The 25487-nt window shown below is 67.4% G+C and carries 25 protein-coding genes and 1 pseudogene; 19 read left to right on the top strand and 7 right to left on the bottom strand.

Annotation, left to right across the window (positions count from 1 at the left end; all coding sequences use genetic code 11):
* Positions 1–560: 560 nt before the first annotated feature.
* Positions 561–764, bottom strand: coding sequence for a DUF397 domain-containing protein (locus B0675_RS25825; RefSeq protein WP_081222035.1), 204 nt, complete (start codon positions 762–764; stop codon positions 561–563).
* Positions 765–1300: 536 nt separating this feature from the next.
* Entirely contained in the window at positions 1301–2287 is a 987-nt protein-coding gene (locus tag B0675_RS25820) for a helix-turn-helix domain-containing protein (protein ID WP_081222034.1), read from the bottom strand.
* A gap of 173 nt (positions 2288–2460) precedes the next feature.
* On the opposite strand from B0675_RS25820, the gene B0675_RS25815 reads away from it, so the two are divergent.
* The 9 genes and pseudogenes from B0675_RS25815 (at position 2461) to B0675_RS25780 (ending at position 8338) form a co-directional block, all read left to right on the top strand.
* The gene (locus tag B0675_RS25815) at positions 2461–3405 is read left to right on the top strand and encodes a LysR family transcriptional regulator (protein ID WP_081222033.1); all 945 of its coding nucleotides are present in this window, start codon (positions 2461–2463) and stop codon (positions 3403–3405) included.
* Between the two features lie 242 nt (positions 3406–3647).
* Positions 3648–4220 carry a transcriptional regulator gene (locus tag B0675_RS25810; RefSeq protein ID WP_081222032.1) on the top strand — a complete coding sequence of 191 codons (573 nt, stop codon included), beginning with the start codon at positions 3648–3650 and terminating at the stop codon, positions 4218–4220.
* Positions 4221–4337: 117 nt separating this feature from the next.
* Positions 4338–4817 (top strand): hypothetical protein, encoded by a 480-nt coding sequence (locus tag B0675_RS25805; RefSeq protein ID WP_081222031.1) that lies wholly within the window; start codon positions 4338–4340, stop codon positions 4815–4817.
* A gap of 180 nt (positions 4818–4997) precedes the next feature.
* Positions 4998–5558, top strand: a complete 561-nt coding sequence (locus B0675_RS25800; RefSeq protein WP_081222030.1) for a GNAT family N-acetyltransferase — start codon at positions 4998–5000, stop codon at positions 5556–5558.
* A gap of 145 nt (positions 5559–5703) precedes the next feature.
* On the top strand, positions 5704–6657 hold the full coding sequence (locus tag B0675_RS25795) for an RNA polymerase subunit sigma-70 (RefSeq protein WP_081222029.1): 954 nt from the start codon (positions 5704–5706) through the stop codon (positions 6655–6657).
* 172 nt (positions 6658–6829) lie between these two features.
* Entirely contained in the window at positions 6830–7246 is a 417-nt protein-coding gene (locus tag B0675_RS25790; protein ID WP_081222028.1) for an SgcJ/EcaC family oxidoreductase, read from the top strand.
* Positions 7247–7444: 198 nt separating this feature from the next.
* Entirely contained in the window at positions 7445–7723 is a 279-nt protein-coding gene (locus tag B0675_RS41045) for a hypothetical protein (RefSeq protein WP_143661102.1), read from the top strand.
* Positions 7693–8027: pseudogene (locus B0675_RS42100) on the top strand (hypothetical protein); the annotation flags it as partial. The gene B0675_RS41045 and the pseudogene B0675_RS42100, both read left to right, overlap by 31 nt.
* A 134-nt stretch (positions 8028–8161) precedes the next feature.
* Positions 8162–8338, top strand: coding sequence for a CsbD family protein (locus tag B0675_RS25780; protein ID WP_081222026.1), 177 nt, complete (start codon positions 8162–8164; stop codon positions 8336–8338).
* A gap of 719 nt (positions 8339–9057) precedes the next feature.
* Here B0675_RS25780 and B0675_RS25775 read toward each other — a convergent pair.
* The 3 genes from B0675_RS25775 to B0675_RS25765 form a co-directional block, all read right to left on the bottom strand.
* Positions 9058–9279: a DUF5133 domain-containing protein gene (locus tag B0675_RS25775; protein WP_081222025.1), complete on the bottom strand. Its 222-nt coding sequence runs from the start codon at positions 9277–9279 to the stop codon at positions 9058–9060.
* Between the two features lie 89 nt (positions 9280–9368).
* Positions 9369–10220 carry a SigB/SigF/SigG family RNA polymerase sigma factor gene (locus B0675_RS25770; RefSeq protein WP_081222024.1) on the bottom strand — a complete coding sequence of 284 codons (852 nt, stop codon included), beginning with the start codon at positions 10218–10220 and terminating at the stop codon, positions 9369–9371.
* Positions 10221–11055: 835 nt separating this feature from the next.
* Positions 11056–11778 carry a hypothetical protein gene (locus B0675_RS25765; RefSeq protein WP_239155823.1) on the bottom strand — a complete coding sequence of 241 codons (723 nt, stop codon included), beginning with the start codon at positions 11776–11778 and terminating at the stop codon, positions 11056–11058.
* A gap of 962 nt (positions 11779–12740) precedes the next feature.
* On the opposite strand from B0675_RS25765, the gene B0675_RS25760 reads away from it, so the two are divergent.
* Positions 12741–15965, top strand: coding sequence for an RHS repeat-associated core domain-containing protein (locus B0675_RS25760; protein WP_081222022.1), 3225 nt, complete (start codon positions 12741–12743; stop codon positions 15963–15965).
* 117 nt (positions 15966–16082) lie between these two features.
* Positions 16083–16244 carry a hypothetical protein gene (locus tag B0675_RS25755; RefSeq protein WP_241539982.1) on the top strand — a complete coding sequence of 54 codons (162 nt, stop codon included), beginning with the start codon at positions 16083–16085 and terminating at the stop codon, positions 16242–16244.
* Positions 16245–16738: 494 nt separating this feature from the next.
* On the opposite strand, the gene B0675_RS25750 is transcribed toward B0675_RS25755, so the two are convergent.
* Positions 16739–17260: an SMI1/KNR4 family protein gene (locus B0675_RS25750; protein WP_081222020.1), complete on the bottom strand. Its 522-nt coding sequence runs from the start codon at positions 17258–17260 to the stop codon at positions 16739–16741.
* Positions 17261–17849: 589 nt separating this feature from the next.
* Here B0675_RS25750 and B0675_RS42445 point away from each other — a divergent pair.
* The 7 genes from B0675_RS42445 (at position 17850) to B0675_RS25720 (ending at position 23138) form a co-directional block, all read left to right on the top strand.
* The gene (locus tag B0675_RS42445) at positions 17850–17975 is read left to right on the top strand and encodes a hypothetical protein (protein ID WP_277625254.1); all 126 of its coding nucleotides are present in this window, start codon (positions 17850–17852) and stop codon (positions 17973–17975) included.
* A 104-nt stretch (positions 17976–18079) separates the two neighbouring features.
* On the top strand, positions 18080–18238 hold the full coding sequence (locus tag B0675_RS41475; RefSeq protein ID WP_179165426.1) for a hypothetical protein: 159 nt from the start codon (positions 18080–18082) through the stop codon (positions 18236–18238).
* A 54-nt stretch (positions 18239–18292) separates the two neighbouring features.
* Positions 18293–18802 (top strand): DUF742 domain-containing protein, encoded by a 510-nt coding sequence (locus B0675_RS25740; protein WP_179165429.1) that lies wholly within the window; start codon positions 18293–18295, stop codon positions 18800–18802.
* Between the two features lie 110 nt (positions 18803–18912).
* Positions 18913–19428, top strand: coding sequence for a hypothetical protein (locus B0675_RS25735; protein WP_143661101.1), 516 nt, complete (start codon positions 18913–18915; stop codon positions 19426–19428).
* Between the two features lie 199 nt (positions 19429–19627).
* Positions 19628–19867 carry a hypothetical protein gene (locus B0675_RS25730; RefSeq protein ID WP_081222017.1) on the top strand — a complete coding sequence of 80 codons (240 nt, stop codon included), beginning with the start codon at positions 19628–19630 and terminating at the stop codon, positions 19865–19867.
* A 213-nt stretch (positions 19868–20080) separates the two neighbouring features.
* Positions 20081–20395 carry a Uma2 family endonuclease gene (locus B0675_RS42095; RefSeq protein ID WP_241539981.1) on the top strand — a complete coding sequence of 105 codons (315 nt, stop codon included), beginning with the start codon at positions 20081–20083 and terminating at the stop codon, positions 20393–20395.
* Between the two features lie 1519 nt (positions 20396–21914).
* On the top strand, positions 21915–23138 hold the full coding sequence (locus B0675_RS25720) for a HAMP domain-containing sensor histidine kinase (protein WP_241540088.1): 1224 nt from the start codon (positions 21915–21917) through the stop codon (positions 23136–23138).
* 77 nt (positions 23139–23215) lie between these two features.
* Here the strand turns inward: B0675_RS25720 and B0675_RS25715 are convergent, their stop codons facing one another.
* Positions 23216–23578, bottom strand: a complete 363-nt coding sequence (locus B0675_RS25715) for a hypothetical protein (protein WP_081222016.1) — start codon at positions 23576–23578, stop codon at positions 23216–23218.
* A 975-nt stretch (positions 23579–24553) separates the two neighbouring features.
* Here B0675_RS25715 and B0675_RS25710 point away from each other — a divergent pair.
* A partial coding sequence (locus tag B0675_RS25710; RefSeq protein WP_143661100.1) for a hypothetical protein occupies positions 24554–25487 on the top strand: 934 nt, incomplete at its 3' end.

The following is a 25487-nucleotide window of genomic DNA, read 5'->3' as shown; positions in this document are numbered from 1 at the left end:
CGCGGCCGCCAGATAAACCATCAATCTGCTAGCTAGCGTGTGGCCGGATTGCAAACGGGGCGACGTCAAAACGGAGACATCGGGAATGCACCTCGGAAGGTAACTCGCTCTTCGGAGATTCGATGCGTCGTACCCCTGAAGAGTGATCACGTACAGGGCAGGGAATTTTCTCTGCAGACGGCCGTCCGTCTGCAAGCGGAGCGGCAGTTGGCATCTCAAGTCCCGGGCCATCTGGAGTCAACCGTGTCCAACATCGAACCCTCGCGGCCTCGGCCCAGCGAGGGCCCCACTCACATTCCCGCCCTGCCGCGTGTCAATGCCGTAGTTGCCGTGATCGTGGCGGTCGCCTCGTTGAGTGCGGCCAGCGTCATCCTGATCCTGGTACCAGGCGACTCCGGTAAGGCAGCCGCCGCCGGAATCGCTACCGCCGGTCTGGCCCTTGCGGGCCGGCTGGGCGCCCCCAATCGCTGAACTCAGCAGGCGTCATGGCTGCTTGCCGGCCCTGTCTCCAAGCGGCTGATCCGCCCCTGCGTGCGAACGGCCATCGAGGCCGGAACCTGTCACCCGCATGCAGGGGCGATCGGTGCAGCTTCGGCTGCCTCAACGAAACCGCCCCACGCGGTCACGCTGAAGGTCAAGAGGCCTTCCGTAGTGTCCTTGGAATCCCGCACGAGTACGTCGCGCCCCGTGCAGGCAACCTCCACACACTGGTTCCCTGCCGCATCGCTGAACGATGACCTGCGCCACGACCACGAGCCGTTCATCTACGCGCCTATCTCAATGGCCCGCTGGTGCGGGACTCAAAGTAACAATGGACATACCAAAAGCGCGATTTGTCTGCTTTTGGGTAGCCCATGGTACAGGTGCGCCAGACCGTCAAATACCGCGGCTGGACCAGGGATCCGGGCATCAACCTGACGGCAGCGACATACTGACGCATCCCGCCGTTGCAAGCCTCACAGGCGCGTCAGCGTAGCGCTCCTCTTCTCACGTCCGCCGCCTCTTGGGCGAGAATTCCACTCCTTCTTCATAGGGGCTGGGAGGATCCGCCGCTCTGGAGTCGTGGCGGCCTGAAGCGGTGTCACCCGAAAGATGCGACCGGCAACCGGCCGCGTCTGCCCGTCCCGGCTCCTGGTGCACGGCGAGCTCGCAGCCGGTGCTGGTCGACGGCGCAATGCCCTCGCGTCAGGCCAGTCTGGGCAGGCAAGGAGCGACCGGCCCGCAAAGCGTCGCCCCCTGCCACGCAGGACAGCCGGACCGCCGCACTGCCGCGGCCGATCCGGCCCCCACAGGCGACCCCTCACACCCCGTCCAGGACCCGCAGCCCGAGCGGCGTGACGGCGTGGACCACGTACTTCCCGCACCGGCGGCTACTGACCAGACCCCCGTCACGCAACGCACTCATCTGATACGTGAGACTCGACTGCGCGATCCCCACGACACGGGCGATGTCCGTCGACGTACATCCCCCGCACCTGTCACGGCCGGCGAGAACCTGGAGGATCGCGGCACGCGTCCGCCCGAGCAGCCGTGAGGCACCCCTCCCGCCGTCCCGCGCCAGATGCCAGGCCGGCTTGGCCACCGGATACACCAGAGTGGGCGTCAGGTCCGGATCGGCCAGCGCGGTCGGACGCCGCCAGCAGAAGAACGAGGGAACGAGCAGCAGCCCCCGGCCCCCCAGAAACACGTCGCGGCTCACCGGATAGTCCACCTCGAGAACCGGATCCCGCCATCGCGCATACGGAGCCAGACTCTCCAGAAGCCCCTGCACCCCACCCGCGAGCAGCGCCCCCGAACGCAGATCGACGTCGACCCCCACCTGCCCCCGCATACGCGGCAGATGAGGCCTCAGCACAACATCGAAGTACGTACCAAGCGCCCGCACGACTCTCTTCAGATCGACGGAGTCCGCCCGCGGACTCCCGCCCCGCCCGCGCAGCCCGGCCTGCCCCGCGTTCAGCCGCCCCACCTGCTCCGCCACCACCCGCGCCGACGTCGCCCCGACCGCGTCCAGCCCCGCCGCCAGATCCCCGGAGGCGTCGGGGGTGAGGAGGTCGGGAATGTAACCGTGGCTGGGCACCAGACCGCGCAACGGCGACAACGCCACCCGCAGCCTCTCGTCGCGGCGGATCCTCTCCCGCGTCTCCTCCCGCCACCCGCCGAACTCCGCGCGCCCGTCACCCGTCTTTAATCGGCAGATGCTGCACACGATCTCCCACAGGGGATCCGGGCCCCGTGACACCCGCACGTTCCTCAGGTCGTCGTCGGTGAAATGCAGACGGAGCATGACGCCCTCCCCAGATCGTCCCAACCGGCAGGGGAGGTGCTCGCCGTACGACAGAGGCCACCGCGCTCAACCGCACGGCAGAACAGACCCCTTGATCCATTCTGGTCGAGCACCGGACATCGGGGCGGCCGAGAACCGAAGGGAACACTCAGCGATTCGATAACCTGCCCTCTATGGTCGCCGGGGGCACGCGTCGCCGAGACGCCCGAGAACCGAGCCTGCACCAGTTACGGCTGTTCCTCGTACTGGCGGAAGAACTCCACTTCGGACGGGCGGCCGCCCGCATGTTCATCTCCCAGCCCGCCCTCAGCCAGCAGATGCGCGCCCTGGAACAGCGCCTCGACCTCTCCCTGCTGGAACGCCGCACCGGCACCCTCACCCTCACCCCGGCAGGACACGCACTGACCGAACAGGCCACAGAGGTACTCGCCGCGATGGCGAAACTGCTCCAGGTCTGCGACGCACACGCCGGCACCGTCCGCGGCAGACTGCGCATCGGCTCCCTCGGCGCGGAAGCGGCCATGCCCCACGCAAGAACCGTCCTCGACCGCCTGCGCAACCGCCACCCCCACCTCGAGGTCGAAGTCCTCAACCTGAGCTTCATCGAGCAGTTCGACGCCCTCGCTGACGGCACCGTCGACGCCGCCTTCCTGCGCGCACCCCTGCCCGCCAGCTTCCAGAGCATCGAACTCGCCACGGAACCACGCGTGATCTGCCTCCCGGCGGACGACCCGCTGGCCCACGAAAGCTCACTCACCCTCGCCCAGATCGCGGACCGCGCCGTGGTGGACATGCCCCCCGAAGTACCACGTCAGTGGTGGGACCACCTCACCATCAACCCACGCCCCGACGGAACCAGCGTGCGCTACGGCCCCGTGGTCCGCGACACCGAAGCCATGGTGCTCGCGGTCCTCCAGAAACGAGCCATCACGTTCTTACCGGCGGCCGCCCGCCGCCTCTACCCGCGCCCCGGACTCACCTACGTGGATTCCCCCGAGCTCGGCAACTCCGTCTCACTCCTCGCATGGCTCCCGGCCAACCGCGACACACCCGCCGTACACGCCCTGCGCACCGCGGCCCACCCCGACCCCGCCGGACCGGGGGAGCGGCGCGCCTAGCCGGCCGCGGAGACCGCCCCCGCCCACACCTCGGCGGACCACCACACACTCCGGACCTTCGCGAAGGCTGTCGGCGGCCGTGACCCCACGGCACCGCCAATTCGCCCTTCACTCGTTGGGCATAAACTCTCGCGAGACATGAACCGACAAAATCGATGCAGATATTCAGTCCGAATGGGCCTTACTCTCGGGCAAATCCGCTAGAATAGGGGAGGTTCGTCGATCAGTCAGGAGTGAGCAGGGTGCCGGAAAGGAACATCGATTTCGGTCAATTCGGTGCTCGTGGCATCAAGGGCTTCGAAGCCGTCGCCCGGCAACTCGACAAGCTCGCCGGCCACATCGCCACCCCGATCACGGCACAGCGGGGCCTGCTGGCCCGCCTGCACTACCTGACCCGCACCGACCACGCCCGCGCGGCCGCCCGCGCAGCAGGCCTCACGGTCACCGACCGCACCCTCAAAGCATGGCTCGGCGGAAAGCGCCTCCCGTCCAGGAAGAATCTGGAACGCATCGAGACCGCCTACCGGACGGTGCGCCGGCGGAACGTCGCCCGCTATCTCCTGGGCCGCCTCAACCGCGAGGGCCGCGGCACACGAGTCGAACTGCACCCGCTGAACCAGTCCCAGGTCGACCGCCCGCGCCAACGGATCGTGGAATACCGCAGCCTGAACATCCGTCACTGGGACGCCGTCGTCCGAGCCTGGGCCGACGGCGACGACCAGGCCCTGGACGAAGCCTGGATCGACCAGATCGTGGACCTCGGCTCCCAATGGGGACAGTACGAGTACGTGACCACCGTCGGCTTCGCGGCCTGAGGGCGTCCGAAGCTGCTTCGACGAGGCCGAGGCCAAGGCCAAGTATCGAGCTGTTGCAGGGAAGGCAATCACCGCGATGATGCCCGGTGCGGGAAAACTGGCGAAGCGGGATCTCTGGTGAACGAGATCGAAGAAGCCGTCTGTTGGAGCGGCCCGGCCGTCATCATTTTGTTCACACTCGGGGTATCCGAATCGTGGCTTCCAGAGAACGCGTTCACGGTTGCGGCGATGAGACCGGACCACGTGAAACGGTATCCGCTCGGCCCGGATCCCGAAGGCCGACGAGGAATTGTCCAGTCATACGACCTCGCGTTCGACGACATCGACCGCGACTTCGTCCCCTACTTGCGAGAGTGCCTGCAAAAGGCCTCAACGGAAGCCGAGGGCATCGCGTGGCTGGGCTTCGAAGGATCCTTCCACTACGACAACCTCTTCACCGATGAAGTCGCGGACAAGATCTACGGCTACTGCATCCCGGGTGGCGCTCCCGCAGCCATCTGGGACGACGAGACCTTGAAGAGTGACCGATGGAAGCACGAGATCGCCGAAGTGCGCGCTGTCCTGGAACGCGATCTCCCCATGCCCCACAGGGACTGATCGACACAAGCCACGACCCCACCCCCACCGGAGGCAACCGTCACGGAGACCGGGTGACTTCTGGCTCCGCGGCCCCACCACCCATACGACGCGCCCGGCGCCCCCCGGACACGTACACGCCCCCGGCCGCCCGGACAAACCGATGGCCGGGGGCGAACGCGACGCGGCAGGATGCCCCGCATGACACTGCCCACCCCCGAACTGCGCACCGCCCGCCTGCGACTGCGGCCGTTCACCGACGCCGACACGGCGCCGCTCTACGCGCTCCACAGCAACGCCCACGTGCTGCGCTACTGGGACTCCCCGCCGTGGACCGAACCGGCCCGCGCCCAGCGCTTCATCGCAACATGCCGGACGATCGAGGAGGAAGGCACGGGAGCGCGGTTGGCCGTCGACCGCCTCTCCGACGGCGTATTCATCGGCTGGTGCGGCCTGACCAACGTCAACCCGGACTTCCGCAGCGCATCCCTGGGCTACGTCTTCGACACCGCCGCATGGGGCCACGGCTACGCCACGGAGACCGCACACGCCGTCCTGCGCTGGGCGTTCGACACCCTGGACCTGAACCGCGTCCAGGCCGAGACCGACACCCGCAACCTGGCGTCCGCCCGGGTCCTGGAGAAGCTCGGCTTCGTCCGCGAAGGCACCCTCCGCGAGGACTGCGTCGTCAACGGCGACGTCTCCGACTCCTGGGTCTTCGGCCTCCTCCACCGCGAGTGGCACCCGACAGCCGGCCACTAGGACCCGAAAGCAGGCCGACACCCGCCTCCGACACACCAGGACACCCCGTCCTCGCCTCCGCCGGCAAACGCCACCAAACCCCCGGAGAGCCCTGCGGTAGGGTCCCGGCACACGGACGAGGGACTGGCCGCGGGGGAGCGTCACGGTGGTGGATTTCGACCGTCAGATCGAACCGTTCCGACAGGAGCTGCTCGCTCACTGCTACCGCATCCTCGGCTCGGTCCACGACGCCGAGGACCTGGTGCAGGAGACCTATCTGCGAGCCTGGCGGGCCCGGGACGCCTACGACCCGTCCCGCGCCGCCTTGCGGACCTGGCTCCACCGGATCGCGACCAACGCATGCCTGACAGCCCTGGAAACCCGGCGCCGCCGCCCCCTGCCCGCCGGAACAGTGACCGAACGCCTGCCCACGGACCCGCTGGTCCACGGAGGCGAAGCCACCTGGCTGCAGCCGATCCCCGACTCACTGCTGCACCTGGGAAGCCCCACCGGCGCGGCCGTCGACCCCAGCAGCGTACGGCTGGCCTTCGTCGCCGCCCTGCAACACCTCTCAGCACGCCAGCGCGCCGCGCTGATCCTGCGCGACGTCCTCGCGTTCTCCGCCGTCGAAGCAGCGGACGTCCTCGACACGTCGGTCGCCTCCGTCAACAGCGCCCTGCAACGCGCACGCGCTCGCCTGAACGAGGCGGGCCTCATCGAGGAGCAGATCGCGGAACCCTCCCGGGCAGAACAACAAGCCCTCGTCGACCGCTACATGAAAGCGTTCCAGGACGCCGACGTCGAAGGTCTCAAGAAACTGCTGAGCGACGACGTCATCATGGAGATGCCGCCGATGCTCAACTGGTTCACCGGACGCGAGAAGTACGGGCAGTTCATGGACTGGGTCTTCGCCGAGGCAGGCGCCGACTGGCACCTGACCCACGTCGCGGCGAACGGCCAACCCGGCATGGCCGCCTACCGCCTCGGCGACAGCGGCGCCTTCGAACTCCACACACTCCAGGTGTTCACCGTCACCGCCTCCGGGATCAGCAGAAACACCGTCTTCCAGGACGCCGAGATCTTCGCAGCCTTCCGTCTGGCCCCCCGCATCGAAGCCTGACCACACCAGAGCGACCGCTTCCGCGAGAGCGCGCCCCGCACTCTCCGAAAAATGTTCGGGATACGCGATGAGCCGGGACTCCGGCGCCGGTATGTACCTGCGGAGCCGCACCGGCTCCCGGTGAGCCGCAGCCCACGGCGACCCGCACGCTACGACCGAGCAAGGAGCAGCCATGACCACGAACCGGACGCACACCGCGGACGAGACCGCCATCCTCAAGGTCCTCGAGAACGTCTACGCCGCGTGGGACACCTATGACGCGGACGCGTTCGTCGCCGACTACACCGAGGACGCGAGCGTGATCCTGCCGGGGTCCTACCGCTCCTCCCGCGAGGAGATCCGGCAGAGCATGCAGGCCGGCTTCACCAGCTACCTCAAGGGCTCCACCACGAGCAACAAGGTGCTCGACATCCGCTTCCTCACCAAGGATGCCGCCGCCGTCATCAGCGAGACGAGCATCCTCTTCCCCGGCGAGACACACGTGCCGGCCGACCGCGGCGCGATCGCCATGTGGATCCTGACCCGGCAGGAAACGGGATGGCAGGTGGCCGCCTACCAGAACTCGCCGAAGGCGGCGGCCACGAGCTGACACCACCGGGTCGCCCGCCCACGGTCCTGGAGTCGAAAGGCCTGCGCGAGCACCGGGCCGGCCCGTCCCGGAACCCGGGACGGGCCGCCCGCCGCAGCGCCTGAACTTCCGCCCGCGCGAACCTCCCGGAACCCCACGAGGTTGGATGGCTCCATGGTGCGACGCAAGCGCGTGACGAAGAGAGGGCCAGCCTTCGGCATGCCCAGCAGCATCGTCCTGCTGGCGACGCCGGACGGATGGCGCCACAGCGTTCTCACCGAGGAAGGCGGGCTGCTCTGCGGACGCCTGGCCGACGTGGCGGCCAACGCCCACCCAGCCCAGGCACAGGCCGCCGCTGCCGCCATGGTGGCGGGACTGGCACACGACGTCCACGGAGCTGACATCGATGTGACCTGGGATCCGCCCAGGGAACCCGGGTCCTGCGCAGCCCGGATCACCGTCGTCACGTCACCAACTACTCCCGACGCCACGGCGTGAACCTCGACGGCTGGACCCTCACGCACGAGGACGGCCGCACCTGCACCTTCGACCACCACCGCCTGGACGGCCGCGCCACCGTGCGCTCGACACCGGCACCGGCCTGGACACGCGCCACGACGTCCACCAGGACCGCCGCACCGCCGTGCGGGACGACCACTCCGACACCGCGGCCCTGCGCAACGACCACGGCCGCCTCATCGACGAAGCCACCGATGCTCCGGCAGCCCCCAGTGCGGGCCGGGCCGCCTGCACTTCACGGCGGCCCGCTGCCCAGGGCCGCACGCCGCGCCCGCACATCTGAGTGATGGCTCCCCGACCCTCTCCACGCTGTTTCCGCCGCGCGGCCCTGCTCGACTGCCGCTGTCTGGTTTGAGGATGTGGTGAGCGGTGACCCGGTGGGTGTACCGATTGTCGAGCGAGACTGGGTGAGTGGTTGTGGCTGCTGACGAGAAGGCTCAGGCCAAGGGCGAGCAGGCCGCGGGCAAGGTCAAGAAGACGGTCGGCGGCGCGGTGGGCAACGAGTCCCTCAAGGCCAAGGGCAAGGCCGAGGAGTCGCAGGGCGACCTGCGCGCGGCCAAGGAGAAGGCCAAGGACGCGATCAAGCCGAAGTAGGCCCCGCCAGACATCTCCCGTACTCCAGATCCCGGCAGCTCACCCCCCGGTTGCCGGGATCTGTGCTGTCTGCACGCCCCCGACGAACGGAAGCGACAACCGATGACCGAGCCCGCGGCATTCGACTCCCGCCCCCACACACCCGGCCGCGTCGCACCGGCGATTCCCCGTGATCTGCCGCACCAGCAGGCCGTAGAGGACGACGACCCCGACTGGCCCGCATCGAGCCCGCGCGATGGGAAGCCCGCTCAGAGCTGACCGCACCACTGCACGTGACCGAGGTGCGCGCCGGCGGGTCGCGACGGTCGCGGGAAACTCGACGTCGCGCGAAGGCGGAGCGGGCCGGGGTATCGCCTGAGGGGATCAACAGAAGCGGCGCGTGCACTCGGCCACCCTTCGCACACACAGCCCAACTATGTTCCTGATCCCGGCAAGGAGCCGGGGTGCGGTTCGGTCGCTGCACGCTCCGCACTGCCCTCCCGCGTGAAGAGGCGGGCGGCACACGGTGGGTGGTGCGCGCCTGCCCGTACGGGGTCGTGCACGCACCGTCCACCACGACCAGCCCGACAGCAGGGCGTGATCCGTCCGGGGCTGCGGCCTCGCGCGGTCACGGCCATGCCGCTCGACCGCCTCCTGCCGAGACCAGCCGCATGCGAAGACCTCATCTGCTCCTGCTACGGGCGCCGGAAGCCTGCAGTCCCTTCTGCTGGGAGGCCGGTTCAGGCGGCGGGCGCGAACGTGCGGGTGATGTGGGTGTTGAGGTAGGCGCGGGCTGTACTGAGGGCGTCCTCGACGCTGCGGGTCCCGGTGGACACGCACAGGGTGTACGCGAGGTCAGCCAGGCGCTGACCGTGCCGCTCATCGCCCGGCGCCGGCTCGGCGGCGAGCTTCTCGTAGTCCGTGACGAGCGCGCTGAGGGTGGCGGGCAGAGGCATCAACATGGACTGTGCTCCTTCAAGGAAGAGAACCTGCAGGGGGCCGACGCCGTTGTCGACAAGATGGTGCGGGACTGCGTCTCGCGTGTGTGATCTCACGAGCGCAGGGCTTCGTCGCGTACGCGCCGGCAGCTGCGCGCGATGAGGCGGGAGACGTGCATCTGGGAGATCCCGAGCTGTTCGCCGATGCTGCTCTGGGACTGGTCCTCGAAGAAGCGGAGGTAGAGGATCTGGCGCTCGCGTTCCGGCAGCCGGCGCAGGGCGCCCTTCACCGACTCGCGGTCGACGACCGCGTCGAACGCGCCCTCGGTCGCGGACAGCGTGTTGACCAGACTCAGGGAGTCCGAGTCGTCGCCGGGGGAGAGCTGGGCGTCCAGCGACAGGGATGTGTAGCTGTCGAGCGCCTCGATGCCGTCCTTGACCTCGTCCAGGGTGAGGTCGGCGTGGGCCGCGATGTCGGCGGGCGTGGGTTCCGCGCCACCGGGACGCTGCAGGAGCTCGCGTCGTGCGAGGCGGACCTTGTTGCGCAGGTCCTGGACGCGCCGGGGGACGCGGACGGCCCACATACGGTCCCTGAAGTGCCGTTTGATCTCACCCGTGATGGTGGGGATGGCGTAGCCCTCGAACAGGATGCCGCGGGCGGGGTCGAAGCCGTCGACGGCCTTGACCAGCCCGAGGGCCGCGACCTGCTGCAAGTCCCGCAGCGATTCACCACGGTCGCGGAACTTGCTCGCGAGCCGGTGCGCCATGGGCAGCCACAGCACCACCAGTTCATCTCGCACCCGGTCCCGCTCGGCTCCGGACTCCAGATCGGCGAGACGGGTGAACAGACCTTCCGAGGCCTGGCTCTCCTCGCTGCGTTCCCGCTCGCGGTCTCGGCCCGGATGCGTACTGCGCCGGCCGGCGGTGGCTGCTGAGGGCAGGGTGGTGAGGGCGATCTCGGGCATAGGGGTGCGCTTTCGTGGAGGTCGGAGGTGTGTCCAGACGACGTGACGAGTCGTCCTGCGCCTCCGGTCCGAAGCGCTACAGCCCGGCTGCCCCCGCATTAAGCCGACAAACGGCACACCTTCTTCCGGTGACGTGACCACCCTTTCGTCCGCCGCGGCAGACACGCGCGGATGCCGCCGCTGATATTCGGGCAGGCCCGCGGACTCGTTGTGGTGTGAAGGATGTCCTGAGTGGTAGACGGGATCTACCGGTCGTTTTCCGTTCGGAAGACAGCGGACGCCGCCGGGCCCCGGCACCGTGTCGCTAGCTCAATCATCGGGCCGGGGGAGTGGGGGTGCCCCTGAAACACGCAGGGGCACCCCCACTCGCTGGCACCCGCGATCCGCATCCACCGACGCGACCCGAGGCACAGCCGCCCACAGTAGAGACGAGCACTGACAACGCTCCTGAACCCTCGCGCGGGGGCATCGGCCTCGCGCGGCGTGCGTCGGCGTTGGCGGCGACCCCCTCTTCCCGTGCCCCGCAGGAATGACGCGCTTGGACGCCTGCTCTCCGGTCGACGTTCAGCGACCCGGGCATGAGCCGGTGGCGTACACCGCGGTGAGGATGAGGCGGGGTGGGAGATCACCGGCCGCAGTCCCCACACCCACACTCACACCGCCAGGAGCCTGTCCCTCACCGGCCTGGACCAGATCTTCACCATGCACCCGGACGCTTCGGCCTTCCGCCCACAGCCTGCTGAGCTGCTCGCTACCTTCGGATGCCGGGAGGCAGCCGCCGCTGAACAGACCGGTGCGGGGCACCCTCAGGAACCCCGCACCGGCCGTGCTCCGGTTACTTGGCGGCGAGCTGCTTGAGGTCGACGGTGTCGCCGGCCGGCGGCTGCTCGGGCTCGACGGGCTTCCCGTAGTCGCTGAAGGTCGTCGACTCGGGCGCGGAGCCACCGGTGGTGGTCACCTTCAGGAGGTAGGGCTTCCCCTTGGAGGCCACGTACATCGTCAGGGTCTTGCCGCCCGACTTCTTGGTCAGCTTCACCGCCGGGGTGCCGTCCACCGACGCAGTGCCGTCCTTGGACATGCCCTTGCGCTCGGACTTGTCCTCGTCCAGGGCGGCCAGCAGGCCCTGCTTGTCGCACAGCCCGCTCAACTGGTCGTCCCCGGCAGGCATCTTCACCCACTTGTCCGCCACCTTGGACACCAACTTGTCCGAGCCGGCCTGCTGCTTGAGGCTCTTCTGCCAGTACTTCTCGTCGCCCTTGAGATAGAGCGTCGCACTTTTGTGCCGCACCTGCGCCCTCGCGCCCTGCTGCTCGACCGTGCCCTCGCAGTTCTTCTCGCTGTCGACCGCGATGTCGAGCGCCAGCGACTCTCCGCCCTCCTGCCGGGCGCTGCCCTTGAGATGCATCGAGTCGGCCTGCCGCGTCGCCTTGACCGCCTGAGCGGCCACCTCGTCGGCGGACTTCCCCTTGAACGCGTCGTCGTCCCCACCGCCACCGCCACAGGCGGTCAGGCCCACCGCGCACACGCCCATCGCTGCCACGGCCGCAAGTCGTCCCATGCCCCGCATCACGCCTACTTCCCGAGAACCGTGTCACGGCCCCAGCCGGCGCCCGATCCTGATGATCGCGGCGTGAAGCACCCGTCTGCCCCACCGGACACCCACAACACGCGGTACCTCACATTCCGGATATGCGCAGGGTGCCTCTGGGCCAGACGTGCATCTCAAAGCCTGCCGATCACCCGGCCAGAGGCCGGCAGTCGAGCGGCTGTCATCCCTGACGCCGCAATCGGCCACGCCTCAACGGCCGTTCGTCCAGTTCACGACGAGCCGCTGCGCCCCACGGGACGTGACCAGCCTGGTCCGGAAGTGGCCGCTCGTCCTCGCACCGCAGCAGTGACGACTGCTCGTCAGGTGGCACGGCCCCCGCCGGTTCGTGCATCGCCTCGGGGAGTCCAAGGCTCGGCTGAGCGGTGAACTCCACGTCGCGTCCTGCCATGTACCCCGTCGGACGCCCTGCGACGGCAACGACCTGGTCCTCACGGCAAGGCGAGCCGGCACCTGCTCGCCGTGTTCTTGAGGAGTGGACGATTGCTGCAAGGCAACATTTCGGCCGCATGTGATGGGTGAAATAGCAGGAAGAATCCTTCGTCTTCCTGGCGGGTCCGGGGAGCTTCCGCTCGCAGGGGCCTGACCGGCGATAAAGGGAGGGGCTGATTCCTGCCCGCATCGAGGAGGACTTTACGGGAAGCGCCCGAATTCTTGTGCGGTTCCTGTGACAGGTTGTGGGTCGCCCGTGACCGCTGGGGTCACCGTGGCTCATCTTCCTGTGGGGGGAAGTCGTGCATGCACGTGCCTTCGGCGCGCCCTTTTGGCGTGCCCGCAAGAGAGCAACACACCTCGCCGCCGCGGCGGTTGTCACAACGAGTGCACTCGCGCTGTCACTCCTGCCTGCCGCCGGTGCGGCCGCGGACGACGCCAAGCCGGTCTCGGCCTGGGGCAAGCACGCACCCCGGTTCACCATGCCGGAGGTCAAGGTCGGCTCCACGAAGCCGGTAGCGACCCGACCGGAGCGGCAGCCCTCGAAAGGGCTGGCAGCCTGGCGCAAGGCCCAGAAGGAACACGCCACCAAGCCGACCCGGTCCGGCACCGCACCCCTCGCCGCCGCGCAGGACGCCGGCATCTTGAGCATGGTGCCGGAGGGACAGGGGGACGTGCCCTGGCACCGCATCACCGACTTCGCGATCACGGACGCACTCACCGCACGGATCGACTACTCGACCGGCAACCTGATGCTGACCGGCACCGACTTCGACGTCGCCGGCGTCGGGCAGCGCCTCACACTCGCGCGCACCTACAACTCCCTGGACGCCCCGTGGGGGAAGGTCTCGCAGCGGTGGTGGCAGCAGTACGAGCGCTACCTCTCCCTCGGCAGCAGCGAGGTGATCTTCTACGACTCCAGCGGCGCCACGGTCCGGTTCACCAAGAACAGCGACGGCTCCTTCACCACACCGAAGGGATACTCGCAGGAGCTGAAGAAGAACAGCGACGGCACGTACACCCTGACGAACTGGAAGTCCGGCTCGAAGGACACCTACGACGCGAACGGGACCCTGACGAAGGCCACCGACCGCAACAAGGGCTCGATCACCGTCACCCAGCACGACGAGAGCGGCGAGCACAAGGGCTTCAAGCTGACCGAGACCCGCTCGGGCCGGTGGGTGGATCTCCTCAAGACGAACGCCTCGCAGTGGCAGGCCAAGGACCACACCGGCCGCACGGCCGTCTTCGACCTCGATCCGTCCGGGAACCTCTGGAAGACCACGGACACCGAAGGCAAGACGACCGTCTTCGGCTACGACTCCTCCGGCCGCATCTCGAAGATCACCACGCCCGAAGGTCGGGTCACGGTCTTCACCTACGACGACGCCAACCGGGTCACCTCCATGCTGCGGGCCACGGGACTGAATGGCTCCGGGCACACCGGTCCGACCTGGACGTACAGCTACGACACGACCTCACCGGCCGACGCGGGCACGACGAAGGTGACCGACCCCGAGACCCACGCCACCAGCTACAAGCACAACTCCGACGGTGAAGTCTCCGACGTCACGGACGCCAAGGGCCACAAGCGGTCCACGAAGTTCGACGCGAACCACAACATCGACAGCGCCACCGATGCGATGGGGTCGGGCAGCACACCGGGCAACGCGACCGACTACGGCTTCAGCACCCGCAACAACCTCGACACCGTGACCCTGCCCACCGGCGGCACGACCACGAATCACTGGCAGACCATCGCGGGCGGTGACGTCCCCAAGGACTCCACCAACCCGGACGGAGAGAAGACGGACTTCGGCTACGACACGGTCGGCAACACCACGTCCGTGGCCCAGACGGGTACGGGCGGTGGCAGCGTCACGTACACGTACAACAAGTCGACCCCGACCTGCGGCGGCTTCGAGGGCCAGCGCTGCAAGCAGCAGACGAAGATGTCGTCGACGAAGACGGTCACCACCGACTTCCACTACGACGCCAAGGGCAACCTGGACACGGTCACCCCGCCCGCCCCGCTGGCCAAGACCACCTACACCTCCGACGATCTCGGCCGCACGAAGACCGTCACCGACGCCCGCGGCGTGACCGTCTCCTACACCTACGACAACCGCGACCGCATCCGCATCGTCGACACGACCAACAAGGCGCGCGTCGAGTACTGGTACGACGGCGACGGCAACCTCCGCCAGCGCACGGACAGCACCGGCACGATCTCCTACGAGTTCGACCCCCTCCAGCGTGAGACGGTCCGCCACCTCCAGGACGGCTCGCAGACACTGCTGGCCTACACACCGGCGGGCAACGTCGACTACTACACGGACCCCTCCGGCACGATCGACTACACCTGGAACGAGGTCAACAAGCTCCACCAGCTCAAGGACCAGCAGGGCAAGATCACGAGCTACGACTACAACAACAACGACGTCCGCACCACCACCACCTACCCCGGCGGCACGGTGCAGAAGGTCGAACCGGACAAGTCCAACCGGCCCACGAGCATCAAGGTGACCTCCGACCAGGGCACGCTGGTCGACCTCGCCTACACCTACGGCTACGGCACCAACGCGGCCACGGACGGCAGCAAGATCCGCACCTCCACCGACAACGTCTCCGGACTGAAGCGCACCTACAGCTACGACAGCGCAGGACGCTTCTCCTACGCCAAAGAGGAGAAAAACGGCACGATCGCCGACTCCTGGCAGTACTGCTACGACCTAGCCGGCAACCTCACCTCCCAGGGAACAGACCCGGGCTGCCCGCGCGGCACCACCTACACGATCAACGACGCCCAGCAGATGACCGGCAAGTCCACCTCGACCGGCACCTGGTCCTACGACCAGATCGGCAACGAGACCGCCGCCGACTCCACCCCGGACTACACCCGCACCGGCGAGACCTGGACCGACCACTCGCAGATGTCCGCGATCACAGTCAACGGCAAGACCTACGCGGGCAAGTACGGTTCGACCGACCAGAGCGAGCGGCTCCAGCTCGGTGACACGGTCTTCCACAACGGGCCGCTCGGCCTGTCCGCGAAGACCACCGCCGGCGCGGACATGGGATTCAACCGGGAACCCGGGGGCACGCTGAATTCCATGACCACCGGGGGCAAGACGTACTTCTACCTCACCGACGCGCTCGGCTCGGTCGTCGCCCTGGCCGACATCGACGGCAACAAGGTCGACTCCTACACCTACAGCCCCCGCGGCGTCCGCATCCTCGCCCAGTCCACCGAACCGGTCGCCCAGCCCTACCGCTTCGCCGGCAACTACCAGGACCCCACCGGCCTCTACCACCTCCAGGCCCGCTACTACGACGCCAACATCGGCCGCTTCACCCAGCCCGACCCCTCCGGCCAGGAGCAAAACCCCTACCTCTACGCCGAAGGCGACCCCGTCAACCGCATCGACCCCACCGGCACGATCAGCCTCACCGGGGTCGCGGACGCACTCGGGCCGATCGGCGACGGCTTCGTGGGCGGCGTACATCTCTTCCAGGGCGACACGAAGGGGCTCTGGAGTGACGTAGCCGGAGTGGTCGCCGGCGGGTTGGCCGGAACAGCATGTGGCCTCGCTGTTGCGGCATCGGCACCCGCAACCCTCGGCGGATCTCTCGGAGCGACCGCCGGTTGTTACGCCATTTCATGGAGCGTCGGTCAGATCGCGTCAGGCGCTGTAAGTGGTGGCTAGGTAATGGAAAGGCGGCTGCCGGGCGCGTAACGCGCCCGGCAGCCGCACTCAGAGACTGGAGATGCAATGCCAAACGTGGGTTGGTCCGTTGGTCAGCGCGCTGCGGTGAAGCGATGGATGATGTTCGTCTACCTGTTTGCTGTCGCAGGGCTCATCCTCTCTATCCTGCTGATCGCCATGGGAAACAGTGGCGGTTGGATTCTGCTGACGCTGACAGCCTGCATTACCGGTGCGGTCTACATGTTTGTGGGAAACATCCGGAAACGTCAGCCCCGCTGATACCCACGAGTCCTGCTTCGGCACGCTGGCTCTCGTCTGCGGTGCACTTCTTCTGGCCATCTCTTCCGGCGGCCCGGCAGGAGAACTCGGACGGCTGCTCATCGCAGGGGTGCCCTCTGTCTATCTGCGGGGCTGATCAGCAACAAGAAGGGGGGAGTTGGTGGGTGACCGAGCGACGGACGTAATGTACGTGGCGTGCTGTCAGGTTCCACTTGGCGCCGATGTCCTTCCGCAGTGCTGGTGCCGGAGCCAGACGTACTGCCCGTAGCCAGATAGCCGCGTTGGGCGCACTGGGCGCTGGCTCTGGAGCCGCGATAGGTTCCGCAATCGGCGGAGGAAGCCCTGCCGATCGAAAGGACGCCTTTGAAAATGGAGCATTCGGTGGCGCCCTCGGTGCGAGCGGGCTGAAGTTCGGCCTCAGCCGATTTCTTCCATAAGAGATCATGACGGGTCGCTGTCGCCTCTATTTGCGACAGCGGCCCGTCACCCCGCCCTCAATCCCAACCGAGGCCTTCGCCGTGCACGACCGGCGTCTCGCCGAAGAACGGCGTGCCCGCCTCCACGGCGTCGACCAGAGCCACCAGGAACGCGGTGAGCGAGGGCCAAAGCTGTGCCTCCCCGCCTGTCTCCTTGAAGAAGTAACCGACGCTGCCCCGGCCCGGGCCCGGCCCGGTGTCAACGAAGAGGCAGCTCGCTCCGTCGTGGTTCGCCGCCCACGGGACCCAGTCCAAACGCCACCAGTCGGCCTCCACATCCGGCCCGTCTACCAAAGACACCAGACGCGCGCGCAGCGCCAAGGCTTCGTCCCTGCCGAGGAGACCGCAGCCGGACACCAGGAAACGCCCTGCCTCGGTGGGGAGCGCGCCGTCACAATGCGCGTACAACTCGCTCAGTTCCGGCGGGAGATCCTCTCTGGCAACAGCCGGCCGCACAGCGGCCAGACTCTCCGGGGCCATCACTGCCAGCCACTCCGTCAGCCGCGTCCACGCCTCCCCAAACGAGTCCTTCTTCGTCATGCTCACTCCTCCATAAAATCCGGCCTTGACGCTGGCCGGACGCCTCGTCTCACCGGGTGGAGGCAACCTCACGCATGATGGCCCTCGTGCCGATGTGTTCCCAGCGGAGCAGCTCACGACGTGCTCGTCGTCCCGGGAGTGTTGGAGACTTCCCGCCGCGTGCCGGGGCGGCAATGTACCGAGGAACGCAGCGATGGTGAGACAACCGAATGAGAGAGCATGCGGTAGCCACGTCAGCTTTGACCAGGGCATACAGGTTGGGCTTGCGGCCCGAGGCGATGGCCGGTCGACGCGGCCGCGGAGCAGGCACTGATCGGCAGCCCGACCGACGCGGTACGCGTGGTGGCCAAACTGCTCACCGACGTCCTGGCGCTGCCCGCGGACCGCACGACCGGCTATCAGCTGCTGGGAGAGTCTCTGGTGATGTCAGCCGCTCCCGGCAACCGCCACCAGCGGGTCAGCATTCGGCTGCACGTCGTCCTCGACTCAGCCGGCGGTCTTCGAAGTCAACGTCGTCTTGCCTTCCGGCCTGGTCGTGCCTGACCTGGCGGATACCGACACGGGAGCTACCGCCGCGGACACGGTCAGCGTGGACGCGGTGGAGCTCGTCTGGCCCGGCAACAAGACCATGCACCGCAAGGGCAAGCCGCTGCCAGACGCGGAGGCCGCGATCCCGTACTTGTGGCGTTGGAGTTCGAGCCCGCACAGCGCCTGATCGTCAGCGAACTCCGCGGCGACCGCTACGTTGAAACGGGCACTGTCGTCGCAGGTACCACCACCAGGCCACCCGACCCAGTCCCTCTTCGCCAAGGAGAGCCCATGACCGCATCCGCTGTGCCCTCCGCACCACCACCCGCACCACGGCGCCCCCGCCGCGTCCTGCGAATGGTCCTGGGCCACCTGGTACGAGGCCTCGCCTATGGCACCGGCACCGCCGTCACCGGCGTACTCGCCTACTGGATCCAACAGCACCTGTAGCCCACCGCCCGCCATGCCGCGAACACGTCACGCCCCCGCTCACGAGGGATGCCCATGCCGTCCGCAACGACCCGCCCCGCCTCGGCTTCCAGCCGTCGGCGCCACAGCGACACTGCCCGTCCTCCCCGTCGCCTCGCCGAACACCATGGCGTACACCGGCGCGCTACCTCCGCCCTCGCCCGCCCGCTCTACCAGGTCGAATTCGAGGCACTGATCCTCACCAGCAGCAAGGACGAAGCCGCGCCGGGCCAGATGTCCGTAATCCACCAGGACATCCGTCGCCTGTGCCGCACTGCCCGATCGTTAGCCGAGGTTTCCGCGCTCCTGGAACTCCCGCTCGGCTCAGCCCGTCTCCTTGTCACCGTGCTGGCCGAGCGGGGCCTGGTCCACATCGTGCGTCCTGAGACCGACTCAGAAGGCGCCGCCCGCGTCGGCCTGGTCGCAGATGTACTTGCTGGGCTGCAGCGTCTGGGCGAAGTACCTCCCTCGAACCAGCGTCCAGCCGGCGAGGAGGACGTCAAGGCTGGGGGAGCATCGTCGGTGGTTCCTCGCTCTCTCGTCTGAAAGGCACGTGCGGATTCGCATCTGAAGGCCCTGCTCCGGACGCGGTGTCGGTCGGTGTGCTGACGGGCAAGGAGAGGGCAGCGCGGGGTCTGTCGGGGGCTGGGGGAGTGGTGGAAATTGCGGCGTTGATCGTGTCGGCGGTGGCTCTACTGGTATCTGGGGTGGTGTCGTTGCGGCAGATCCGCCTGACCGAGCACGCCAACACCCTGCCGGTACTCGTGGATATGTTCCGTGAGCACCGCAGCGACCGTCTGGCGGAGGCTCGGCAGGTCGTGCATGAAAAGCTGCCGGGCTACGACCTGTCCCTGGGACTGGCTGGTCTGCCTGACAACGAGCGCTTCTTGGTACGTGAACTGGCCTGGTTCTACGACAACCTCGGTGCGCTCGTCGCCCACGGTGTGGTGGACATCGAGCCCGTGTCGGGGTACCTGGGCGGCTCGGTGATCACGGTCTGGGAAAGCCTGCAACCGCTGGTCCAGGCAGAGCGAAGCAAGCGAGCGAACAATGCGCTGCCCGATCCCAACCGGTGGCAGCAGTACTTCGAGAACCTCTACCACCTGGTCCGTGCGACACCCGCGGCTGACGCGCGACGGCGAACGCAGCTGTGGCTGCTACCTGGTAGCTGAGAGCGCGCGGGCCAAGACGCTGCGGCAGCGCACCAATCGCCTCATGAGCTAGGCAGCTCGCTGTGTGTGTGGGGGGAAGGACAAGTACGTGACAAACACCGGCTAAGCACGTCAACCACGCGGCTCACGTTCCCCTCATCCAAGTGATCAGCGGGCCATTCGCCCTCACCCGAAGATCTTCCGCCGTGACACTCGCGGCGTGAGCGACTCCGAACCCCGCCCCACCGTCAGCCGGCCGACGACCGCGTCGGCGCGCGTCCGCTTCCCCGCGGAGCGCTGGATCCTCGCCCCGCGTACGACGTGGCAGGCCCGGCGGATCGCCGCCGACTTCGGACCCGGGATGGAGGCGGGCACCGCTTGGACGATGGCGCGTCTGCAGCGCCATCCTGACGAGTACCCGTACATCGTCAGCCGTCTGGACGGTGAGCAGACCTCCTGACCCGCGACAGCCGCCCCCGGACTGGGCCACCCTGGAGACCTCGGGTGGAGCGAAGGAGGCGGAGCGGGTGAGCGTTGCGACCGATCACAGCGGGCCCTGGACGCTTGCCGACGTCCTGGCGCTGCCCGAGGACCGCACGACGCGCTATGAGCTGCTGGGAGAGTCTCTGGTGATGTCGCCTGCACCGGGAGTCCGTCACCAGCGGGCGTCGTTTTGGCTGCACGTCACCCCGACGCCGCCGCTCGCGAGGTCGGCGCCTCGGTGGAGGTCCTGGAGGCCATCAACGTTGTCCTGCCCTCCGGTCTGGTCGTGCCCGACCTGGTGGTCACCGACGCCGGCGCCACTGCCGAGGGCACGGTCAGCGTGGACGCGGACGCGGTGCAGCTCGTGGTGGAGCTCGTCTCGCCGGACAACCGCACGATGGACCGCAAGGTCAAGCCCCTTCTCTACGCGGAGGCCGTGATCCCGCACTTCTGGCGCCTGGAGTTCGAACCCGCCCCGCGCCTGATCGTCAGCGAACTCCGATGAGGCCGCTACGTGGAGACGGTCACGGCCCTCGCCGGTACCACCACCCACATCGCCACGCTGTTCCCGGTGGACATTGACCCAGCCGGCCTCGCCCGCCAGTAGCAGTCGATCATTTGGATGCTCGTTCGCCGCGAAAACCTTGCCCGAGCAGAGTGTCGTGCGCCCCCCGACTGCTCGGTGGAATTTCGTGCAGACGGTCTCGTTCGTCGGCGTCGCAGACCAGATCAACCCGACAGGTTTTGTGCCTGCTGCTCGACGAGTGAATGCGTGACGCTTGTGGCGTTCTTGATGAAGGTAGCCAGTACTGCATCCTGAAGAGCGATCGTCCCCCAGAGCCAGCCCAAAAATATTGCAGTGAGAGCTGTTCCAAATCCTGCGAGGACAGCCAACCTGATGGCCTGCGTACGTTCGCCGCTGCCCCCGCTGCCCCCGCTGGTTCGCTGGTGCGACCCTGGCCCGGGCCGGTTCTGTCTCGGCCCCTGTACGTTCACGCGCACGGCGTGCATCGTGGTCAGGCGGTGTTCTGGTGATGTAGTCGGCACGTGCCCAACCTAACGGCTGCGGTCAACGACACCGCATGCCCCGTAGCCGGCGCTCAGCCTCACCGGCCCGAAGCCTGCCGTCTGGTCGCCGGCCTCGCCAGCACCACTACACAGGTTCACGTTCTCGGTGGATACCGACCCGGTCGGCCCAGCCCGCCAGAAACGGTCATGGGGCTCCAAATCCACTACCGGACGGAGGTGCGGCGCGAGGGTTTCGGGGCCGCATGGTGGGTGTCGCGCGTCGGGCGGCGGCCCTCCGCGCTCGCACCGGGCGATGCCGACGCCCCCGAAGCGGGGCGGTGAGAGGAACCGGGCGACAGGAGCCCGATGTGAAGCGTGCCGTTATGCAAATACGATTAATGAGCCGTCTGGGTTGGCCTGCCATCCCGAGCGCCAGCCGTCGGCGCGCCAGCGTCACGAGCGCGCTGCTCGCTCTCCCGCACCGTGCAGGCCTCGGCTACGGCACGCTGCCACCTCCCGCCACGCTCCGTGCTCGAACGTCAGCTCGGCAGCCAATCCCCGCCGGGGACCGGACGCGCGCAGCGCCTCCAGAGGCACGGGCTAGATAGTCGAGCGCTGGACAGGGCGGCTGCCCCCACGCGCGGGGATGGTCCCGAGTCATGAGCGACGAACGGCTTTACGTTCAACGCGCCGGGATGGTCCCCAGATACCCTTGCTCGCCGCGATGTTGCAGGACTTGGGAGACCCGCGGGGCGCGCCTCCGTCGACCGCTGCATGATGAAGCCGTGTAGGCCCTTACCAGCAGCTTATGCACTCGGCGTGCACGATGGGACAACTCATAGTGGACGAAGGGGAATGCGCCGACGTGGTTGCGGTCAGGTACATCAGCCGAGCTTGGCTCGCACCGAGAGGGAGTGACGCTCTAAGCGTCTCAAGCGGGGAGCGACACGATGGCTGACGATGAGGTAAGGGCGGGGCGGCTGAAGACGCCTCCGATGCCCGCCATCCCGCCGCCCATGCCGGAAGGGAGCCCGTCGGGCTGGAGGAGCCCCGACTCCCCGAAGCTCCCCTCCACGATGCGGCCGACGATCCGTATGCGACTGACGTTGCTGTACGGCGGTATGTTCCTCATCGCGGGTGTTCTGCTCCTGACGATTATTTACATGCTGGCTGCTGAAGCACTGCGGAACACTGGTAGCGGGTTGCGGATCACTGATGGGTATGGCCTGCGGTTCTCCAGCGACGTCTGCCCGGCAGTCGAACAGGCGCAGACCTTCGGCCAGTTCAACAGCATCGTGGAATCCTGCCTGGACACGCAGCGGAACGCTGCGCTTACCGCGCTGCTTCACCGGTCGCTGGTGGCCCTGCTGGGCCTCGCGGTCATCGCGTTCGCCTTCGGCTATGCAATGGCTGGACGCGTCTTGTCTCCGCTCGGGCAGATCACCCGCACCGCGCGCCGTGTCGCCGGCACCGACCTGTCCCGCAGGATCGAACTGGACGGCCCCGACGACGAACTGAAGGAACTGGCCGACACCTTCGACGAGATGCTGGAGCGCCTGGAGCGCGCCTTCACCGCGCAGCAGCGATTCGTGGGTAACGCCTCGCACGAGCTCCGCACGCCACTCGCGATCAACCGGACGCTGCTGGAGGTCCACCTCTCGGATCCCGGGGCTCCCGTGGAGCTGCAGCAGCTGGGCAAGACGCTGCTGGCGACGAACGAGCGAAGCGAGCAGCTGGTCGAGGGCCTGCTGCTGCTCGCCCGCAGCGACAACCAGATCATCGAGCGCAAGCCTGTGGACTTGGCCGAGGTCGCCTCGCAGGCGATCGACCAGGCCCGCGCCGAGGCCGACGGCAAAGGGGTGGAGATCCGCGGCGACTGCGAGGAAGCAGTCGTTCAGGGCAACGGCGTTCTGCTGGAGCGCATCGCCCTGAATCTGGTGCAGAACGCGATCCGGTACAACGTGCCGGGCGACGGCTGGGTCCAGGTGGACAGCGGGATGCAGCATGGCCAGGCATTCCTGGTTGTCGCCAACACGGGCCCGGTGGTTCCCGCGTACGAGATCGACAACCTCTTCGAGCCGTTCAGGCGACTTCGCACCGAGCGCACCGGCAGCGACAAGGGTGTTGGCCTCGGACTGTCCATTACACGGTCTGTTGCACGGGCTCACGGCGGGACCGTGGTGGCAACTCCCCGGCCCGACGGCGGCTTGGAAGTCCGCTGCACCCTGCCGGTCCGGTAGGGGAGCAAACCCGAGGCGCATAGCCGAAGGGCCGCCCCAGACGAGGTCTGGGGCGGCCCTTCGGCTATGCGCCTGGATCAGAAGCAGGAAACCAAGCCGGATACCGGGGCCACGTTGGGCGCGTAGATCCAGCCCGTCGTCTGAGTGCCATCCACGCGACCGTAGATCCACCGGTTGCCGTAGTCGTTGTAGGTGTCACACCAGTACCAGAACTTCGTCCCCTCAGCGAAGGTTCCATACGATCCGCAGGACTCGTACGGCTTCGGCCTGATGGCCGCATTCCATCGGAGGTTGCCGCCACCGGACGTCTTGTTGCCGACGAGGAATGACTGATCACACACGCCCGCCGCGCTCGCGTCGGCGGCACTCAAGCCAACCAGCGTGGTCCCGAGCAAGGTGGTCGTCGCGAACAGTGAAGCAACGCGCTTCGAGAGCTTCATGAGGTCCCCTTAGAGAACGGAAAGTGAACGGCGTGCGTCGCTCGGTCACATTTCCATAGTGCATGTGTTCGAAAAGCGTCTGATCGTCAGCTGTTACAGAGTTGATACACATGATCACGGAGGATGAACTGCGCTTCTTTGGCTGGAAGTTGATGCAAGAAGATCTCGGTACCCATGGGGTCATTGGGGTGTGTGAGCTTGTTGCCTCCCACCGGTGCAGCGGAGTGACTGAATCCTGACCATCCTTCAAGTCGTCGCAACCTGGATCGTGCTGTCCGATTCGTGCCGGGCGACACTGGGTTAGATCGGCCGCTGTTAGCGCATACGTCAGCAGAGAAGGGTTGAGCGCGAACTGTTGGAGACTGCGGCCGCCCACACGGGCGGACCTGACGCCGACTCACCAACGGGTCAGAGGGCGTCGCGGCCAACGGGCTGCCAGCCGTCGACGGCTGCGCACGCCGTGGGAGAACTGTGCGAGGCCCCTCGCCAGCCTCACCGCGGGCCGTGACGCGGTCCTGAACGCCTGATCCATTGCATGCCGTCAGAGGTTTCTACACGCGTGGCGGGCAACCGGTACGACGAATATTCGTACATGGCCATGCATCGAGATAGAGGGGAGCCCCCTTCCTCGTAGTGGGATTCGCGCTCGCACATGACTGGTGCCGCGGTCGCGGTGCCGGCTGTGCTGGGGGGGTGGAACTCCATTGCCGTTTACGGATGTTGGGGTGGCCGGACGTCGTCGGAGTGGCGATTCGGTGCGCGGCGGTGGGAACTATGGGCGCCCTCTCGCCGGGCGTCCTCTGCCGGTCGAAGGTGATGTTGGTCTCCCCAGGATTTCCTCAAGTCCTAGTGACACAGGTTCTTCACATGTGATCAACTCCGGGTTCCAGCAGGTCAGAGCGCTGGAACCCATCTGCTTGCACCACAGAAAGGGACTCCATGAGAGTCCGGATATCCCGCCGTGCGCACGCGGCCGTGATCGCCGCCGCCCTTGCCGCGGGAAGCCTTGCCGTTCCCCTCGCTGCCGCTCCGTCGTCGGCGGCTGACGGCGACTGCGTCACCTCGGTCCGGACGTACGTCTGGGAGCCCTACAAGGTCAGCAACATCGCCGCTCCGCGGGTGTTGCACAAGTACATGGACTGGGCGCCCAAGAGCGGCACCGCCGACTCGATGATCGACACGCTGGCCACTGCGAACGTGAAGGGCACCAGCAAGGTCTTCACCGGCGGCGGCAACGGCATCATTTACGAAGCCACCCTGAACGGCCAGGTCAACGCTTTCAAGGACAACACGGCCACTGGCGGATCGCTGCTGACCCCGGTCAAGACGTACAGCTTGAACTGGTCCCAGGCCGCGCGAATCGTCACCAACGGCACGTACATCCTGGTCCTGGCCAGCGACGGCACGATGGACGTCTATGAGCAGTCCGCTCCGGCTTCCGGGAACGGCACGCTGACCAAGGTCGGCTCCACCACGTCGGGGGACACCAGGGAGATGGCCGACGCCGACGATGTCTGGATGGCCGGCAACGGCCTGTCCTGGCTGAAGAGCGGCACGATCAAGAAAGCCTCCCTCCTGGTCCTCAGCGGCAAGCCGAAGGTTCTCTACCCCTCCGAGGTCGCGACCGGCGTGAATGCCAGCCAGGCCTGGAGCCCTGGGGCCGGCGTCGTCAACACCCAGACCACAACCAGCGACCCCGACACCACCGGCCAGATCGGCAAATACGCCACCGGCCCCTGGACGCAGCTCGACGGCGAAGTACGCAGCGGCATCGTCGGCGACGTCATGGCCGACGCAGGACCCTGCCTGGCTGACCCGGCAGACGACCTGCAGCCCTACTTCGCCACCCCGCCCGACGAAACCGGCGGCGGGGAGGCGGTCGACGCGCCCGAAGACCCGGCCCAGACTC

Origin of the sequence: Streptomyces sp. M41(2017) (assembly GCF_002078175.1) — a bacterium.
Classification (GTDB): domain Bacteria; phylum Actinomycetota; class Actinomycetes; order Streptomycetales; family Streptomycetaceae; genus Streptomyces.
This window is presented reverse-complemented; position numbering and strand designations above follow the sequence as displayed.